13 protein-coding genes are annotated in these 16,413 nt (G+C 61.4%); 10 read left to right on the top strand and 3 right to left on the bottom strand.

Annotated elements, in window-relative coordinates:
- Positions 1 to 224 precede the first annotated feature (224 nt).
- Together alaS and recA are read right to left on the bottom strand one after the other, a co-directional pair.
- A complete protein-coding gene (gene alaS, locus ACXAIC_RS01750) occupies positions 225 to 2,882 on the bottom strand; it encodes an alanine--tRNA ligase (protein ID WP_475172953.1) in 2,658 nt (885 codons plus the stop codon).
- 406 nt (positions 2,883 to 3,288) lie between these two features.
- A complete protein-coding gene (recA, locus tag ACXAIC_RS01745) occupies positions 3,289 to 4,359 on the bottom strand; it encodes a recombinase RecA (RefSeq protein WP_475172951.1) in 1,071 nt (356 codons plus the stop codon).
- A gap of 404 nt (positions 4,360 to 4,763) precedes the next feature.
- On the opposite strand from recA, the gene ACXAIC_RS01740 reads away from it, so the two are divergent.
- The 6 genes from ACXAIC_RS01740 (at position 4,764) to ACXAIC_RS01715 (ending at position 11,567) form a co-directional block, all read left to right on the top strand.
- Positions 4,764 to 5,723, top strand: coding sequence for a carbohydrate kinase family protein (locus ACXAIC_RS01740; protein ID WP_475172948.1), 960 nt, complete (start codon positions 4,764 to 4,766; stop codon positions 5,721 to 5,723).
- 90 nt (positions 5,724 to 5,813) lie between these two features.
- Complete coding sequence (locus tag ACXAIC_RS01735) at positions 5,814 to 6,752, top strand: pseudouridine-5'-phosphate glycosidase (protein ID WP_475172945.1); 939 nt, start codon at positions 5,814 to 5,816, stop codon at positions 6,750 to 6,752.
- A gap of 414 nt (positions 6,753 to 7,166) precedes the next feature.
- Complete coding sequence (locus tag ACXAIC_RS01730; protein ID WP_475172942.1) at positions 7,167 to 8,372, top strand: cell surface protein; 1,206 nt, start codon at positions 7,167 to 7,169, stop codon at positions 8,370 to 8,372.
- Between the two features lie 63 nt (positions 8,373 to 8,435).
- On the top strand, positions 8,436 to 9,374 hold the full coding sequence (locus ACXAIC_RS01725) for a DUF6384 family protein (RefSeq protein WP_475172939.1): 939 nt from the start codon (positions 8,436 to 8,438) through the stop codon (positions 9,372 to 9,374).
- A 79-nt stretch (positions 9,375 to 9,453) separates the two neighbouring features.
- Positions 9,454 to 10,908 (top strand): hypothetical protein, encoded by a 1,455-nt coding sequence (locus tag ACXAIC_RS01720; protein WP_475172937.1) that lies wholly within the window; start codon positions 9,454 to 9,456, stop codon positions 10,906 to 10,908.
- Positions 10,909 to 11,072: 164 nt separating this feature from the next.
- Positions 11,073 to 11,567 (top strand): hypothetical protein, encoded by a 495-nt coding sequence (locus tag ACXAIC_RS01715; RefSeq protein ID WP_475172934.1) that lies wholly within the window; start codon positions 11,073 to 11,075, stop codon positions 11,565 to 11,567.
- A 124-nt stretch (positions 11,568 to 11,691) separates the two neighbouring features.
- On the opposite strand, the gene ACXAIC_RS01710 is transcribed toward ACXAIC_RS01715, so the two are convergent.
- Positions 11,692 to 12,564, bottom strand: a complete 873-nt coding sequence (locus ACXAIC_RS01710) for a LysR family transcriptional regulator (protein WP_475172931.1) — start codon at positions 12,562 to 12,564, stop codon at positions 11,692 to 11,694.
- A gap of 114 nt (positions 12,565 to 12,678) precedes the next feature.
- Between ACXAIC_RS01710 and ACXAIC_RS01705 the strand changes: the two genes are divergently transcribed.
- Genes ACXAIC_RS01705 through ACXAIC_RS01690 form a run of 4 tightly spaced genes read left to right on the top strand, consistent with a single transcriptional unit; the run spans position 12,679 to position 16,409 of the window.
- Positions 12,679 to 13,533 carry a putative hydro-lyase gene (locus ACXAIC_RS01705; protein WP_475172929.1) on the top strand — a complete coding sequence of 285 codons (855 nt, stop codon included), beginning with the start codon at positions 12,679 to 12,681 and terminating at the stop codon, positions 13,531 to 13,533.
- 8 nt (positions 13,534 to 13,541) lie between these two features.
- On the top strand, positions 13,542 to 14,588 hold the full coding sequence (locus ACXAIC_RS01700; RefSeq protein ID WP_475172926.1) for a TRAP transporter substrate-binding protein: 1,047 nt from the start codon (positions 13,542 to 13,544) through the stop codon (positions 14,586 to 14,588).
- A gap of 10 nt (positions 14,589 to 14,598) precedes the next feature.
- A complete protein-coding gene (locus ACXAIC_RS01695) occupies positions 14,599 to 15,132 on the top strand; it encodes a TRAP transporter small permease subunit (RefSeq protein ID WP_475172923.1) in 534 nt (177 codons plus the stop codon).
- Entirely contained in the window at positions 15,129 to 16,409 is a 1,281-nt protein-coding gene (locus tag ACXAIC_RS01690; RefSeq protein WP_475172921.1) for a TRAP transporter large permease, read from the top strand. Before ACXAIC_RS01695 ends, ACXAIC_RS01690 begins: the two co-directional genes overlap by 4 nt.
- Positions 16,410 to 16,413 lie beyond the last annotated feature (4 nt).

The raw sequence follows: 16,413 nt of genomic DNA, 5'->3' as shown, positions 1-16,413 counted from the left end.
GGCAAATCTCAATTGATAGAGCCCCGTCGACCACAGAAAACTCGCGTTTGGCTGGATGTGTCTTTCGCTGCCTGACATCCGTGATGTCAACGCAAAAGACAGAGCGGTTTGCCCTCCGGCTAAGCGCGGTCCACTCACACAATCAAAAAAAAAGCCGGGGCCTCGAAGGCCCCGGCACGGCAACATACCTTCATCCTGCAGACCGTCCAGCGGGCTCCAATGTCTCAGAGCCCGGCCAAATGGCTTTCAATCGCGGCAATGGCGCCGTCCGCCCTGGATCCGTCCGGCCCCCCGGCCTGGGCCATATCCGGGCGGCCGCCGCCGCCACGCCCGCCAAGGGCTTCCGACCCGATCCGCACCAGATCGACCGCGCTGACCGTCCCGGTCAGGTCCTTGGTGACCGCCGTGACAATGGCCGCCTTGCCGTCTTCGGCAACATTGATCAAAACAACCACGCCGGAACCGAGCTGGGTCTTGGCTTCATCCGCCATGCCCTTCAGATCTTTCGGGTTGATGCCTTCTACGGTGCGCGCCATCAGTTTGAAGGCACCAGCCTCCTTGACCGGCGCAGCCCCGTCTCCGCCCCCGCCCATGGCAAGTTTCTTCTTCGCATCCGCCAGCTCTTTTTCCAGCCTGCGCCGCTCGTCCACCAGCTGGGCCACCCGGGCTGGAACCTCATCGGCGCCGGTCTTCAGCAGTGCCGCCAGGCCGCGCATGCGCTTGTCCTGGGCATCGAGATAGGCCCTGGCTTCTGGGCCAGTTAACGCCTCGATCCGGCGCACACCAGCGGCAACCGCACCTTCGGAGACCAGCGTCACCAGGCCGATATCGCCCGTACGCGAAACATGTGTGCCACCGCACAATTCCAGAGAATAAGGCTTGCCGGCCTTGTCCCCGTGCAGCGCCGTGCCCATGGACACAACCCGGACTTCCTCACCGTATTTTTCGCCAAACAGCGCCATGGCACCGGCTTCAATGGCGTCATCGACAGCCATCAGGCGGGTGTCGACCGGGGCATTCTGAAGGACAATCTCGTTGGCAAAGGTTTCCACTTCAGCCAGTTCCGCATCGCTGACCGGCTTGGGATGGGAGAAGTCGAAACGCAGGCGCTCCGGGCTCACCAAAGAGCCCTTCTGGGCCACATGGGACCCCAGCACCTCACGCAGCGCCTCATGCACCAGATGGGTGGCGGAATGGTTGGATCGGATAGCGCCACGGCGGGCAGGGTCGACTTTCAGCTCCAGCGCCGTGCCGGGCGTAACCTCGCCTTCGACCACCGTGACACTGTGCACGAACAGGCCGTCAGCTTTTTTCTGGGTGTTGGTCACGGTGATGTGCAGGCCCGGGGCCAGCATCTTGCCAGTATCGCCCACCTGACCACCGCTCTCGCCGTAAAACGGCGTCTGGTTGAGGATCAGGAAGCCGCTGGTGCCTGCCGTCAGTTTGACCGTTTCCGCGTCATCTGCAACGAGCGCTGCGACAACCCCTTCCGCAGTCTCTGTCTCATAGCCGAGGAAATCCGTGGCACCGTGCTTTTCCTTCAGCGCAAACCAGATGGCTTCGGTCGCAGCCCCGCCCGATCCGGACCAGGCCGCTCGGGCTTCCGCCTTCTGACGGTCCATGGCCGCGTCAAAGCCGTCCGTATCAACCGAAATGTCCCGGGCCCTGAGGGCGTCCTGGGTCAAGTCAAGCGGAAAGCCATAGGTGTCATAGAGCTTGAAAGCGGTTTCGCCGTCGAGCTGGCCACCGGCCGACAGGTCTTCCGTGGCCGTATCCAAAAGGCCAAGGCCCCGCTCCAGGGTCTTGCGGAACCGGGTTTCTTCCAGTTTCAAAGTTTCGGTGATCAGGTCCTCGGCCCGGCCGAGTTCCGGATAGGCACGGCCCATTTCCCGCACCAGCGCCGGCACCAGCTTGTGCATCAGCGGCTCGCCGGCCCCGAGCAGATGCGCATGGCGCATGCCCCGGCGCATGATCCGGCGCAGCACATAACCACGGCCTTCATTGGAAGGCAGAACCCCATCTGCAATCAGGAAACTGGTGGAGCGCAGGTGATCGGCAATCACCCGGTGGCTGCCAAGCGCATCGCCCTCAGCCTCAACACCGGTTTCATGTTCGGAGGCGGAAATCAGAGCCCGGAAGAGGTCGATGTCATAGTTGTTGTGAACACCCTGCAGCACGGTAGCCAGCCGCTCAAGCCCCATTCCGGTGTCAATCGAGGGGTGCGGCAGATCCAGCCTGGCTTCCGGTGTCTGCTCATATTGCATGAAAACCAGGTTCCAGATCTCGATGAACCGGTCCCCGTCTTCTTCCGGCGTGCCCGGAGGGCCGCCCCAGATGTGATCGCCATGGTCATAGAAGATTTCCGAACACGGTCCGCAAGGGCCCGTGTCGCCCATGGTCCAGAAATTGTCCGACGTCGGAATACGGATGATCCGGTCGTCGCCGAGCCCGGCAATCTTCTTCCAGAACCCGGCCGCCGCCTCGTCCTCGGAATAGACCGTGACCAACAGCCGGTCCTTGGGCAGGCCATATTCCTTGGTGATCAGGGCCCAGGCGAGCTCGATCGCCCGTTCCTTGAAATAGTCGCCAAAGGAAAAATTGCCCAGCATTTCAAAGAATGTGTGGTGCCGGGCCGTATAGCCGACATTGTCTAGATCGTTGTGCTTACCGCCGGCCCGCACCACCTTCTGCGCGGTGACTGCCCGGGAATAGGGACGGGTCTCCAGACCGGTGAACACGTTCTTGAACTGGTTCATGCCCGCATTGGCGAACATCAGCGTGGGATCATTGCGCGGAACCAAAGGCCCGGACTCGACCACTTCGTGATCGTTTTTCTTGAAATAGTCCAGAAATGTGGAGCGGATTTCATTTACGCCGGTCATTCGGGTCTCGCATTACGTCCTTGCCCGGAAAATCGGGCCTAGTGAAAGTCAGCCAGCCGGACAGAACCCCTGAGGCCCCGCAGCCGGAACAGCCTTTTAACTTTGCGCTCAAACCCTGTCCAGCGGTTGCATGCGTTCTGGGCAAGTCTGCGGGGCGGGAGCCACGGCTTCCGCTTGCCGCAAAGGCGCTCCACCGGTCTTTCCGGGTGTTTTGACCTTGCCTCCAGATCTCCCAGCGCCGGTCTGGATGGCGGCCAAAAGAAAAGCCCTCTCCCGTCCGGAAAGGGCTTTGCCTCTTGGTGATACATCTTTCAGCCGGGTTCCCGGTCCGCCCGCCGCAAATGACGGGTAAGGACAGCCCCCCGTCTGGGCCGAGGGGCGTCTGAGAGCACGTCTTTTGGCGGTCTCAGTCGCCCTGCTCTTCGTCCCCGCCTTCCGGGTCAATGATCGCTTCAGCGATCAGGCCCGCATTCTGGCGAATCGCGAGTTCTATTTCATCGGCAATTTCCGGATTGTCCTTCAGGAACTGCTTGGCATTCTCGCGTCCCTGACCAAGCCGCTGGCTGTTATAGGAGAACCACGAGCCGGACTTTTCCACCACATTGCCCTTCACGCCCAGGTCGATCAGCTCGCCCATCTTGGACACACCCTCGCCATAGACAATATCGAATTCAACCTGACGGAATGGCGGGGCCAGCTTGTTTTTGACCACTTTTACCCGTGTCTGGTTACCGACCACCTCGTCCCGGTCCTTGATAGAGCCGATCCGGCGGATATCGAGGCGGACAGAAGCATAGAACTTCAGTGCGTTGCCGCCGGTCGTCGTTTCCGGAGATCCGAACATCACACCGATCTTCATGCGGATCTGGTTGATGAAGATCACCATGCAGTTGGACTTGGAAATCGACGCGGTGAGTTTGCGCAGCGCCTGGCTCATAAGACGTGCCTGCATGCCCGGCAGGCTGTCGCCCATTTCACCTTCCAGTTCGGCCTTGGGGGTCAAGGCGGCCACGGAATCAATCACCAGAACGTCGATTGCCCCGGAGCGCACCAGCGTGTCGGCAATTTCCAGCGCCTGCTCGCCCGCATCGGGCTGGGAAATCAGGAGATTGTCGATATCAACGCCGAGCTTGCGCGCATAGACCGGATCAAGTGCGTGTTCCGCGTCCACAAAGGCGCAAATACCCCCATCCTTCTGGGCCTCGGCCACCGTGTGCAGGGCCAACGTTGTCTTACCGGAGGATTCCGGTCCATAGATCTCCACAATCCGGCCACGCGGCAACCCGCCGATCCCAAGAGCGATGTCCAGTCCGAGAGACCCGGTCGAGACGGCTTGAATCTCAACGGCCTGCCCCTGCCCCATCCGCATGATGGAGCCCTTGCCAAAGGCCCGTTCGATCTGGCTGAGCGCTGCATCCAGCGCTTTTGTCTTATCCATCTGGCTGCTTTCTACGAGACGAAGTGTACTTTGCGACATGGGTCACGCTCCTTATTCCACGACGGACGCGTTGTTTCAATGACAGGGTTTGTACCTTATTTGTTCTCTTTTTGCAATCTTCTAAAAGCATCTGTTTTCAAAGCAGGATTTTAACTTTGTTTCCAATATGTTCTTAAAGCCAACAAAGAAAATTACGTTACGTTAGAAAAATCTGGAAACATACGATTTTCCCGTGGCAAACCAGAATCGCCCGGGCCGGAGCCAAGATCCGGTACGGTTGCCCGGCCAGGCCGGATCTGATAGCCCGCCCCACGGCGTGGCCGGTGGCTGATCCCGCGCGGCCCGACATCACCGAACGACACCGCGTGTCAGAAAGACCTGACAGCTGCTGACACGGGCGTCCCTTAAAGTGCGTCCTGAAAGAAACCGGAAGAGCGATCCCCGTGCCTGACTTTCCTTCCCAGCGACTGGTTGCCATCGGCGCGGTTCACTATGACACGATCGCCCATGGCCGCGAGAGGATCTGCCGGGACACCTCAACCCCGGCCCGCTTTACCGCAAAACCCGGCGGGGTCGCCACCAATATTGCCCGGGCCGCCTGCCGTCTTGGGGTTGCGACCACACTCATCGGCGCGGTCGGCACCGATGGGGCCGCCGCTTTTTTGAAGGAGCTGCTGGCCGCAGAAGGCCTTGATCTGGCCTTTCAGACCCGGTCCGGCTGCGCGACGGGGCAATATCTGGCCCTGCATGATCCTGATGGCAGCCTGGCGGCCGCCTGCGTCGATGACCAGGTCTTGAGCGAAGCCCCGGCCGGTTTTTTTGCCGCCGCCCTGGCACAGGAGCTGCAACGGACGGCGCCTGCCCCTCTGTGGCTGCTGGATGCCAACTTGCCCGAACCGATGCTGCACGCTCTTGTTCAGCAAATTCGCAGCTCCCGCCCCGAGCACGGCGGGGTCCTGACCGCCAATGCGGTCTCCAATGCCAAGGCCCCGAGGCTCAAAGGCCTGTTGGCAGAGCTGGACTGCCTGACCCTGAACCGGGGGGAAGCCGCCGCTTTGACCGGCCTTGCGGACACCCTGCCCGCCGACACCCTGGCAAACGCCCTCACACAGCAGGGTCTGAAAGCTTTTGTCCTGACCGATGGCGGCCGTGAGGCCCTGGTCTCGTCCGGAGGGGTGTTGCACCGTCTTGCGCCACCCAAGACCGCCATTGTGGATGTGACCGGGGCTGGAGATGCCCTGACAGCTGGCGTTCTGGCGGCCCTGGCCCGGGGCCACGGTCTTCTCACCGCCGCCCGCTGCGGCCTTCAGGCGGCAACCCTGACGCTGCAATCGACAGGCGCCCTTGCCGAAGGGCTCCGCTGGGATCAGATCCAAAGATTTGACCATACGGACAAATTGTAAGCTTGGCGCTGCGGCGCCCGGCTCCTATAAAGCGCTCAAAAGGGCAGCAGACCGAAGCTGCTGCTTCCTCTTCAAAGAAGGCCAGACCCTGTGACACGCAAACCTGACGCCGCCGCCCTGAAGTCTCTTCTCGTTTATAGTGACGAGGTCCACGCCGCTTTGGACCGCTCCGCCCCGGTCGTTGCCCTGGAAAGCACCATCATCACCCATGGCATGCCGTTTCCGCGAAATGTGGAAACCGCCCGGCAGGTGGAAGCAGATATCCGCGCAGAAGGGGCGGTGCCCGCAACCATTGCGGTCATGGACGGCAAGATCCATATCGGTTTGAGCGATGCGGAGCTCGACCGGCTGGCCAAGGCCGGTTCCGTGATGAAATGCTCGCGCGCTGATCTCACCTTCGCGCTTGCCACCGGCGCTTTCGGAGCAACCACCGTGGCAGCCACCATGATGGCCGCCCATCTGGCCGGCATCCAGGTGTTTGCCACCGGCGGCATCGGCGGCGTTCACAAGGGCGCTGAGGAGAGCTTCGACATTTCCGCTGATCTGGATGAACTCGGCCGCACTCCGGTCTGTGTTGTCAGCGCGGGGGCCAAGGCTCTGCTCGACATTCCCAAGACCCTTGAAGTGCTGGAAACCCGGGGCGTGCCCGTCATTGCCTATGGCACGGAAGAATTGCCAGCCTTCTGGTCCCGCGAGAGCGGCCTCAAGGCTCCCTACAGCCTCGCCAGCGCCGCCGAGATCAGCAATCTTCTGAAGATGCGCGAAAACTTTACGGATCATGGCGGTGTTCTGATTGCCAATCCGGTGCCCCTGGCAGACGAAATTCCGCGCGCCGAGATGGCTGGCTATATCAGCACTGCCATTAAGAAAGCCGCGGCGGAGCGGATTACCGGCAAGGAGGTCACCCCCTTCGTGCTCGGAACCATTTTGGATCTGACCGATGGGCGCAGCCTTGACACGAATATCGCACTCGTGCGCAACAACGCCCGTCTGGCAGCCAAAATCGCCACCTCGCTTGCCGGGGCCTGACGCCCCCGGCCCCTTGTCTCCGCCGTGCCCGGGAAAAGCCAGGACAATACAGCACGCCGCTGGCCGCAAAACGGCAGCGCCTGAGCGCGCCCCTTGAATGATGGAGACAGCGGGTCTGCTGACACGGGCCAAACGGCAGGAAAACCGGCGGTCCCGCACCATGCGGGAGGGCTTGCCAGGCTGGCCCGACCTGAGACGCGCCATCGATATGTTTCTGTCGCAATTTCCCCCTAAGGATGGAGCTGCCCGAACGGCTTCGAGGCTTTGAGGCAATCGCAGGGGCCCTAAGCCGTTGACAGAGCGGCGTTAGCCTGCCCTTACTGACGGCATGAATTGACAGGAACGGGAACGGCCGGGCAGACCCATTAGACTTGCCCCAGAAGGCAGAGCCGTTGCCCACAAGGAGGCCAGACTATGACAGATGCGTCCGCAGCCCAAGACAGCACCCCGAAAACAGCCCCGGCAGGCGGGTTTTCGCCGCTTCAATACCTTGACCGGGCGCTCTCCACCTTGCGGGACATCGGCATCACGCCGCAGTCGGAAACCGATGCGCCGATCAATGCCCTGCTGGAACAGATCTCCGACCTGTCGCCGGACAAGGTTCTGGTGATCTCGCGGCCCCTCAGCCAGGCCTCCAATTTCAACGAAGTCGTGCGCACCCAGGTCCAGCAGATGGACATTGGAGAGCGCTATGAAGACATCACCAACGCGTTCAATTCGATCCGGGACGATGCCAAGGCGCTGGTTGACCAGCTGGCCGACGGCAAGATCTCCTTCACCGAAAACCTTGCCAACACATGGCGCGACATGCGCCGGGGCACGATTTCCGACCGGTTCCAGGATATTCGCAGCACCTATAAGGAGGTGGCCAGCGCCACCAAGGACCAGATTGAACGGGAGCAGACAATCCTGGAAGCGTACCGGGATTTCCGCGGCGCACTGAAACAGGCCGAGGTGACCGCGCTGGAGCTGCTCAACATGGCCACCGAAACGCTGGGCGGCAAGAAAAAGGCCCTGGAAGCCGCCTCCGGCGAGGTCGAAGCCTATGCGGGCGATGATCCGGCCCAGAAGGCCCGCCTGGAACTGGCGCGCGATGAACGCATGCGCGAAATGCAGGACGAGGAAAAGCGCTACCAGATCGCCAAGGATCTGTCGGACAATCTGACCATCGGCTACAACACCTCAGAAGTGATTATGGCCCGGCTGGTGCAGACCACCAATGCCAAGGAGCGCGTCTATGCCCAGTCCGTCAGCTTCTTCTCCACCAACGAATCCGTTCTGACTGCCCTTAACGCGTCCTTCACCGGACTGCAGGGCCTGCATGAATCGACCGAAACGCTGAACGCGATGAAGGACGGCATCAACAAAAGCCTGGAAACCCTGGCCGAAATCGGCGACGCTGTGCAGCAGGAAGCCCTGAAAGCCGGATACGGACCGACCGTGGCGGCCGCCTCGGTCAAGAAACTGGTGGATTCAGTCGTCAATTTCCAGGTTCAGTCCCGGGAGATCATCACCGAAATGCGCGAGATGTCGACCAAGAATTCCGAAGAGATCCGCTCGGCGGTTGAGGATGGCAAACGCCGTCTGGCCAAACTGACCGCCCAGGGTCAGGGGCTCTAACAAAGGCCGGTTTCGGGCCGGTGCTCCACCGGCCCTTTTCCCTTTCACAAAAGACAGGTTTTGATGGACAGCAGGGCAGACACATCTGACGCTCCCCTCGATGATCTGATGATGGCGATGGACGTGGTCGACACGCTGCGCCACGAAGAGGGCCAGATTGCGCGGGAACTGAAAGCCGATGACCGCGACGCCGCCATGGTGGAGCGTCTGCGCCAGGTCTATGCGTCCCAGGGGATCGAGGTTCCGGACCATATCCTGAAAGCAGGCGTTGAGGATCTCAAGCGCGACCGGTTCGTCTATGTCCCGCCCAAGGCCGGCCTGCAGCGCAGCCTGGCCATGATCTACATTTCCCGCAGCACCTGGTCGAAATGGCTGGCGGCCGCCACCGCCGTGCTGATCGTGGCCGTGACTGCCTGGTATGTGCTGGTCTCCTTGCCCGAGCAGCGGGCCGCCGCCAATCTGGCCGCCCACCTGAAGGCGCTTCCGGGCACCTTGAACGAGCTGGTGACGCGGATCGATACGCTCACAGACGATGAGGCCATTGAAGCCAAGGCCAAGACCCTTGGCGACGACGGCAGCCTTGCCCTCGCCGACGGGCGAAACGAGGCGGCTTTCAAAGCGGAAGCGGATTTGCGCCAGCTGGCCGCCCGTCTGCAGGAGGTCTTTGAGGTGCAGATCGTCTCGCGCGAAGGCGAGCCGACCGGTCTCAGCCGCGTTCCGGAAGCCAATCCGAGTACTGAAAACTATTACATCTTCGTGGAGGCCATCGCCCCGGACGGCAAGGTGCTGAAACAGACCATCAAGTCCGAAGAAACCGGCAAATCCGAGACGGTCGACAAATGGGGCCAGCGGGTGTCCAAGACTATCTATGACGCGGTGCGGCGGGACAAAATGGAAGACGGCATCGTCCAGAAAGGCGTGCTCGGCCACAAACGGCGGGGCGATCTGGAGATCAAATGGCGCAGCGGTGTGCAGGAAGGAGCGATTACGCAATGGCAGTAAGGCTCAAGGCGGACCCGTTCGTCAGACATCTGAAGGAAGCTCGCCTGCATGACCGGGGGCGGCAGCCGGAGGAGGCCTCATGCTGAGCGGCCGCCAGACCCTTGGGAGCATTGAACAATCCCTGTCCGACCTAAAACGGGAAGAGGCCGAGCTCAGCAAGCGCATTGAGCGCTCGACCCGGGCCCTGACCGACCTGCAGGAACGGCAAAGCGAAGCCTACCGGGATCTGGCCCGGTTCCGGCTCGACACGGACGCCGCCGGTACGCTCAACACCCGTCTGGACAGCGCGGCGCGGGAAGCCCGCCGCCTGCTCGACAAGCGCAGCGACGACTACAAGGTCTTGAGCGAGCAGCTGCGCCAGAGTGAAACTGAACGCAGCCAGCACCAGAAAAAGCGCCAGGACCTCGACATCGCGCGCGATGCCGCCGAAGGCCAGATGGATGAGCTGATGGAGGCGGTGGACAGCCGCCTGGAACAGGACAGCGCCTATCTGGCCCAGCGGGAGGCTGCCGAAGAGGCGCACAGGACCGCCGAAGCGGCTGCGGAAAAGGCCAGAACGTCGGAAGAAGCCCGGCTGGAAAAAGGTAAGGCCTATGATGCGGACCCGCTTTTTGTCTATCTGTGGCAACGCGGCTATGGCACGCCCACCTACGACCATCGCGGGCTGATCCGCTCCCTTGACCGCTGGGTGGCCGGACTGATCCGCTTTGAGGACGCCCGGGCCAATTACGCCATGCTGACCGGCATTCCCGAGCGGATGGCAAGACATGCTGAGCGCTGTGCGGACATCGCGGACCGGGAAGAGGACAAGCTCGCCGAGTTCAGCCGCAACGCCATGACCGACGCGGCCGGAACCGATCTGGTGGGAACGATCGAGACCTATAGCGACGAGATCGGCCAGATCGACGCGGATCTGGACAAGCTGGACCGGCAGATAGAGACCCTTGCCGGAGCGCTCGCCGATTTTTCCAGCGGCGAAGACACAGACTTTCAAAAGGCGGAAGACTTTTTGTCCAGGTCCCTGCAGGCTGACGACCTCCACGACCTGTGGCAAACCGCGCTCAACACCCCCTCCCCGGAGGACGAGAAAATCGTCCAGCGTATCGAGGATTTCCGGGATCGGATCGAGCAGGTGTCCAGGGAAATCCGGCAGGACCGGGAACTGCAACGGGATATCAGCCGTCGGCGGGGGGAGTTGTCCGAAGTCATCAGCCGCTTCCGCTCAAATGGCTATGGCAACTGGGAAACGACCTTTTCCGACGACAATCTGGCCACGGTTCTGCTGGGTGAGCTGGTCAAGGGGGCGATCAGCGGCGCAGACTACTGGTCCCGGGCGGAACGGGCCCGCCAGCGCCGCAAGCCGCGCGGGCGCAAGGTTGCCTTTCCAAACGGCACCGGCCTGCCGAAATCCATGGGTGGTTTTGGCCGCGCTGGCCGCAGGCGCGCAGGCGGAGGCTCCTCGTTTGGCGGCGGCGGCTTCAAAAGCGGCGGCAGCTTTGGCGGGGGCGGCTTCAAGACCGGCGACCGGTTCTGACCGAAAAGGAGCCTGGACATCTCACAGGCCGTTTCCAGAGCTTTTCCCCGCAGATCGGGCTTGTGGCCGCAAGAAATGCCGGTTTTGGTTCGCTCAGGTCTGGACCTGACCGAAAACTTGGGTATGACCGATTGTAGCAACGGATATTTACTTTGGACTCTCAAATGCGACACTTTCTCGTTCTCGGCCTTTGCGCATTTGCCGTTAGCGCCTGCCAGTCCGGCTCCAACCGGTCGGCGTCACTCGGGGATCAGCCCAGGCTGGAAGTCCCTGCTGGCGCCCAGAGCGTGAAGATCGCCGCAAGCCCGGACGCCGTGCGCAGCGCCCTTGTCTCCAGCGCCCAGGAACGCGGAACGATTGTCCTTCAGGATCAGCCGAACATGGTCGTGCTTGAGCGTCCGATGACCGGGGCGAACCCGACCCTGGATTCAGAATTCGGCCCGTCCGACAATGGCCAGCGGGTGATCCGCATAAGGGTCCGCTTCACCGGAACACCCTGCCAGACCCTGGCGGTGCAGGATCTCGCAGTCATCAACAATGTCCGCACCGCCCTGGAGCAAAGCTTCGTGCTGCCAGGCAACCCCAACACATTGCAAAGTCTGCAAGGGCTAAAGTCGCGGGCTGAGCAAACCAGCTCCTGCCCGCCGGTTGCGTCCTAACGCACAGTCCCGAAGCAGCCTGCCGTAGCGGATCTTCATCGTTTTTTTAGATCCGCACGCCCGCCGGCTGTGTCACGCCGCTTGCCCGGCCAACCCAGGCCAATCACAGGCTGGTATGGGGTGCCTAAAGGGAATTTCCATAGGAACGGGCAACCTCCTGAGAGACACGGGCGGCCTTTGCGATCAGGTCATTGCGCGGCTCGCCGATATAGGTGGCGGTGAAGCGCAGCGGCGTCGCCTGCCAGCCCGGATCAAACGTCGCAATCCGGTTTTCCTCCACCAGTCTGCGGCCCAGAATGTGGGGCAAAATGCCAACTCCGATGCCCGAGGCCACCATATCGAACCCGGTCGACAGGGAATTGGTCGGAAACACCTGCGCGGTATTGCCATAGCGGTCGCGCAGTTCCTGGGTCAGTTCCCGGTGCGGACGCGAATTGCGGTTGTAGGTGATCACCGGTGTCACGCTGAGATCCGGCTCTTCCAGATCGATGGGCCGGTACCAGGCCAGCTCAAAGGGCGGCAGGTCGAGATTGTCTGCACTGTAGTCGGAAACCGGTCCCATCAAAATCGCCAGATCGAGCGACCGGTCGAGCAGCATCTCCCGCAGATTGTGGGAAATGTCCACCGAGATCTCGATGGTCAGTTTGGGAAAGCTGCGGTGCAGTGCCCGCAGGAAATCCGGCAGCCAAGTCTGGGCGACGGTTTCAGCCACCCCGAGACGCAACAGGCTGCTGATGCTGTCATCGGCCATCACGTCGCCCTTGATCCGCTCCATCAGATCCATGATCTGCTCGGCATGATTGCGCAACAACACACCTTTGCGCGTCAACACGACCCCGGTGGAGACCCGGCTGAAAAGCGGGGTTCCAAGGTATGTTTCCAGGCTGGAGATGCGCGAGGACACGGCGGGCTGGGAGACATTCATCTGCTCGGCAGCCTTGCGCACACCACCCATGCGCGCAACAGTCAGAAACGTCCGGAGCTGTTCAAATGTCATGCTGTCCCCTAAAGGCGAGGTGATCATATTTTTTGATCACTTTTTACAAAAAAACACGATTTGACTTGATAATAGATCCGCCGCAGCATTTTGCCACTGACTTTTGAGGTGACCATGACCTGCGGCCTTGCCGAGCTTCCCGATCTGTTTGACATGGAGACAGCGGCCCAGCGCCAGCTGATCCGCGATGGGCACTATGACGGCCACACGGCCGGGCTCGCCAAAGGCAAGCTGCAATGCAATCTGGCAATTCTGCCTGCAGATTTCGCAGACGATTTTCACACGTTTTGCCGCCTGAACCCGAAAGCCTGCCCGCTGGCTGGTGTGTCCGAGCCGGGCAGCCCCTTCATTCCAAGGCTCGGCGCCGATGTGGACATCCGAACCGATGCAGCCCGTTACAACATCTACCGCGACGGTGTTCTGGACGGTCAGGTGCGCGACCTGCACAACTTGTGGCGCGCGGATCTGGTCGCATTTGCCATCGGCTGTTCCTTCAGCTTTGAAACCGCCCTGCGCAAGGCCGGAATTGCCATGCGTCATATCGACCGCAATGTGACGGTGCCCATGTACCGGACCACGATCGCGACACAGGAAAGCGGCCCGTTCAAAGGTGGTATGGTTGTCTCCATGCGGCCCGTCTCCGCGGACCGCATGGAAGAGGTGTTTGCCATTTGCAAAGCCTACCCGCTGGCCCATGGTACCCCTGTCCATACTGGCGCGCCGGAAGACATCGGCATTCCCGATCTGGCTGCGCCTGACTGGGGGACTGCCGTTCCGGTGGAAGACGGCGAGATCCCGGTCTTCTGGGCCTGCGGGGTCACCCCGCAAGCTGCCATCATGGAAGCCCGCCCGCCGCTCTCCATCACCCACGCACCAGGTGCCATGCTGATTGCCGATGTCGGCAGCGGCACGGCGCCCCTTTACGCCTACAACGACAAGAACCTTCAAGATCACCAAACCAGAGGATGACCAACATCATGAATAGACTGGCACTTGTTTCTGCAATCTCACTGATTGCAGTCACCGCAGGCACCGCCGCCCAGGCTGAAGAGCTCTCTGTTGTCGGCAGCTGGAGCGGCCTGCCGCTGCACAAGGAATATGAAGCGCCGTTCTGGACCAAGAAGCTTCCGGAACTCTCCGGTGGCGATCTGACCGCCACACTGACCACCCATGACCAGATGGGCATTTCCGGTGGCGATGTTTTCCGCCTTCTGTCCCAAGGCGTCTTCAATGTGGGCATGACCGTGGCCGACTACGCCGTTTCCGACAGTGTTCCCCTTGAAGGGCTTGACGTGCCGCTGATCGCCACGGATGCCGCCACCGCGCAAAAGGCCGTGGAAGCAGCCCGCCCGATGGTGGACGACATCTACCGCGATGTTTTCAACGCCAAGGTTCTGGGCATTGCTCCCTATCCGCCGCAGGTGGTCTTCTGCAACGCGGAGATCAGCTCGCTGGATGATCTGAAAGGCAAGAAAGTGCGTGCTTCCGGCCGCATGACCGCCAAGTTCCTGGAAGCTCTGGGCGCGGAAGGCGTCAATGTCAGCTTCGGGGAAGTTCCTGGCGCCTTGCAGCGCGGTGTTGTCGATTGCGCCATCACCGGCGCCGGGTCGGGCTACAATGCCGGCTGGTGGGAAGTCTCCACCCATCTGATGCCGCTGCCGCTTGGCGGCTGGGATCCGGTGGTCACCGCCATCAATCTGGACAAGTGGAACAGCCTCACCGACGCCCAGAAAGACATTCTGGAAAAAGGCGTCAAAGAGAATCTGGAAGCCCCGGCCTGGGAAACCGCACAGAACGCGCTGGAAAACGACGTGGCCTGTCTGACCGGCAATGGCGAATGCCCCTATGGGGAAGCACATAGCATGACACTGGTCGAAGCCAGTGCGGCTGACGAGGCCAAGGCCAAGGACGTCCTGATCACCCAGGTTCTGCCGGACTGGGCGGAACGTGCGGGCGGCGACTGGGGCAAGCGCTGGAGCGATACGGTTGGCAAAGTGACCGGCGTCACTTTGAACGCGAACTGAGGCCAGCCAGATGACGTCCCTGGTATCCCTCATTCGGCGGATCAATGACCGTCTCGCCATCGGGGTTGGTCTGATCCTGCTCGGATGCGTGATATTCACGCTTGTGGAGATTGCCGCCCGCAAACTGGGCGGCTCTCTCGGGGGCGTTGACGAAATCTCCGGCTATGTCATGGCTGTCACCACAAGCTGGGGCATCAGCTACGCCCTGACGGAACAGGCCCATGTGCGCATCGACCTGCTCCGCCAGCGCCTGGTCCCACCGGGCCGGGCCGTTTTCGACCTGCTGTCACTGGCCTGTCTGGCCGGAACCGCCATCGTCGTAGCTTATCGGGGCTGGGATGTTGTGGCTAAAACCCTGGCCACCGGCGCTCGCGCCAACACCCCGCTGGAGACGCCCTTGTGGATTCCCCAAATGCTCTGGTGGGGGGGCTGGCTCTGGTTTGCCCTGTCCGCCAGTCTCTTGCTTGTATCCGTTGCCGTGAAGCTGGTCCGCGCCGATTACAAAGCTGTTGATGCCATTGCCGGCGCCCGGGGGGAAGCATGATCGCCTTTACCTCTGTTGGTCTGCTCGGCCTGTTGGCCCTCTCGATCCCTGTCGGGATTGTGCTCTTTCTTCTGGCCTTCGGCATAGACACCTTCTTCAGCCCGTTTCCGCTGATGCGCGGCCTTGGCCAGGTGGTCTGGTCCTCGTCCAACAGCGCCACCTTGATCGCCATTCCCCTGTTTGTGCTGCTGGGCGAGATCCTGGTGCGCAGCGGTGTTGCCAAACGCACCTATGCAGCTCTGGAAAAATGGGTGGCCTGGATGCCGGGCGGCCTGATCCACGCCAACATTGCCACCTCGACCATGTTCTCAGCCACGTCCGGCTCCTCGGTGGCAACGGCGGCAACCGTGGCAACCGTGGCCATGCCCCAGGCGCAAGCACTGGGGTATAACCAGAAGCTGTTTTCCGGCGCGATTGCTGCGGGCGGCACATTGGGGATCATGATCCCACCGTCGATCAACCTCATTGTCTATGGCTTTCTGACCGAAAGCTCCATTCCCCAGCTGTTTCTGGCCGGGCTGATCCCGGGCCTGTTTCTCGCCGGGTTGTTCATGCTGATCACCGTGATCCTGTGTGTACTCCATCCGGCGCTTGGCGGACCGCGCCGCCAGAGTTCATGGTCCGAAAAGCTCAAGGGCCTGAGCGACCTTCTGCCCATCCTGGGTCTTTTCACCGCAATTGTCGGCTCGATCTATGCGGGCTGGGCGACCCCCACAGAAGCTGCCACCGTGGGCGTTGCCATCGCCCTCCTGATTGCGGCCCAGCGCAAGGCGCTGACCTTTGCCATGCTCGCAGATGCCCTGCGCGGCTCGGTCCGGACCTCGGCCATGATCTCACTGGTGGTGATTGGCGCCTATGTGCTCAATTTCGCGCTGACAGCCGCCGGCGTCAGCCGGGCGCTCCAGGGCCTGCTGACAGATCTCGGCCTCGGCCCTCTGGAAACCTTGCTGGTTATTGTGCTGATCTACATCATTCTGGGTTTCTTCATCGAGACCTTGTCGCTGATGGTGGCCACCATTCCGATCGTCGTGCCGATCATCGTTCAGCTTGGCTATGACAAGATCTGGTTCGGCATCCTGATGATCATTCTGGTGGAAATGGCCCTGATCACACCGCCTGTCGGCCTCAATCTCTATGTGGTCCAGTCGGCGCGCAAATCCGGCAGTTTCAGTGATGTCATGCTGGGCTGCATCCCCTATGCACTGGCCATGCTGGCCATGGTCGGACTGCTGATCCTGGTTCCTCAACTGGCCTTGTTCCTGCCCTCAACACTCTGACCGG

The organism is Roseibium sp. AWQ4_254 (assembly GCF_056161025.1).
Note: the sequence above shows the minus strand (reverse complement) of the source record. Positions and strands in the feature narration are given on the sequence as shown.

What these genes read in the sequence shown, in the direction of transcription:
- ACXAIC_RS01710 (WP_475172931.1), bottom strand. Translation starts at nt 12,564, where the DNA reads ATGACATTTGAACAGCTCCGGACGTTTCTGACTGTTGCGCGCATGGGT.
- ACXAIC_RS01715 (WP_475172934.1), top strand. Translation starts at nt 11,073, where the DNA reads ATGCGACACTTTCTCGTTCTCGGCCTTTGCGCATTTGCCGTTAGCGCC.
- ACXAIC_RS01705 (WP_475172929.1), top strand. Translation starts at nt 12,679, where the DNA reads ATGACCTGCGGCCTTGCCGAGCTTCCCGATCTGTTTGACATGGAGACA.
- ACXAIC_RS01720 (WP_475172937.1), top strand. Translation starts at nt 9,454, where the DNA reads ATGCTGAGCGGCCGCCAGACCCTTGGGAGCATTGAACAATCCCTGTCC.
- ACXAIC_RS01700 (WP_475172926.1), top strand. Translation starts at nt 13,542, where the DNA reads ATGAATAGACTGGCACTTGTTTCTGCAATCTCACTGATTGCAGTCACC.
- recA (WP_475172951.1), bottom strand. Translation starts at nt 4,359, where the DNA reads ATGTCGCAAAGTACACTTCGTCTCGTAGAAAGCAGCCAGATGGATAAG.
- alaS (WP_475172953.1), bottom strand. Translation starts at nt 2,882, where the DNA reads ATGACCGGCGTAAATGAAATCCGCTCCACATTTCTGGACTATTTCAAG.
- ACXAIC_RS01725 (WP_475172939.1), top strand. Translation starts at nt 8,436, where the DNA reads ATGGACAGCAGGGCAGACACATCTGACGCTCCCCTCGATGATCTGATG.
- ACXAIC_RS01695 (WP_475172923.1), top strand. Translation starts at nt 14,599, where the DNA reads ATGACGTCCCTGGTATCCCTCATTCGGCGGATCAATGACCGTCTCGCC.
- ACXAIC_RS01730 (WP_475172942.1), top strand. Translation starts at nt 7,167, where the DNA reads ATGACAGATGCGTCCGCAGCCCAAGACAGCACCCCGAAAACAGCCCCG.
- ACXAIC_RS01690 (WP_475172921.1), top strand. Translation starts at nt 15,129, where the DNA reads ATGATCGCCTTTACCTCTGTTGGTCTGCTCGGCCTGTTGGCCCTCTCG.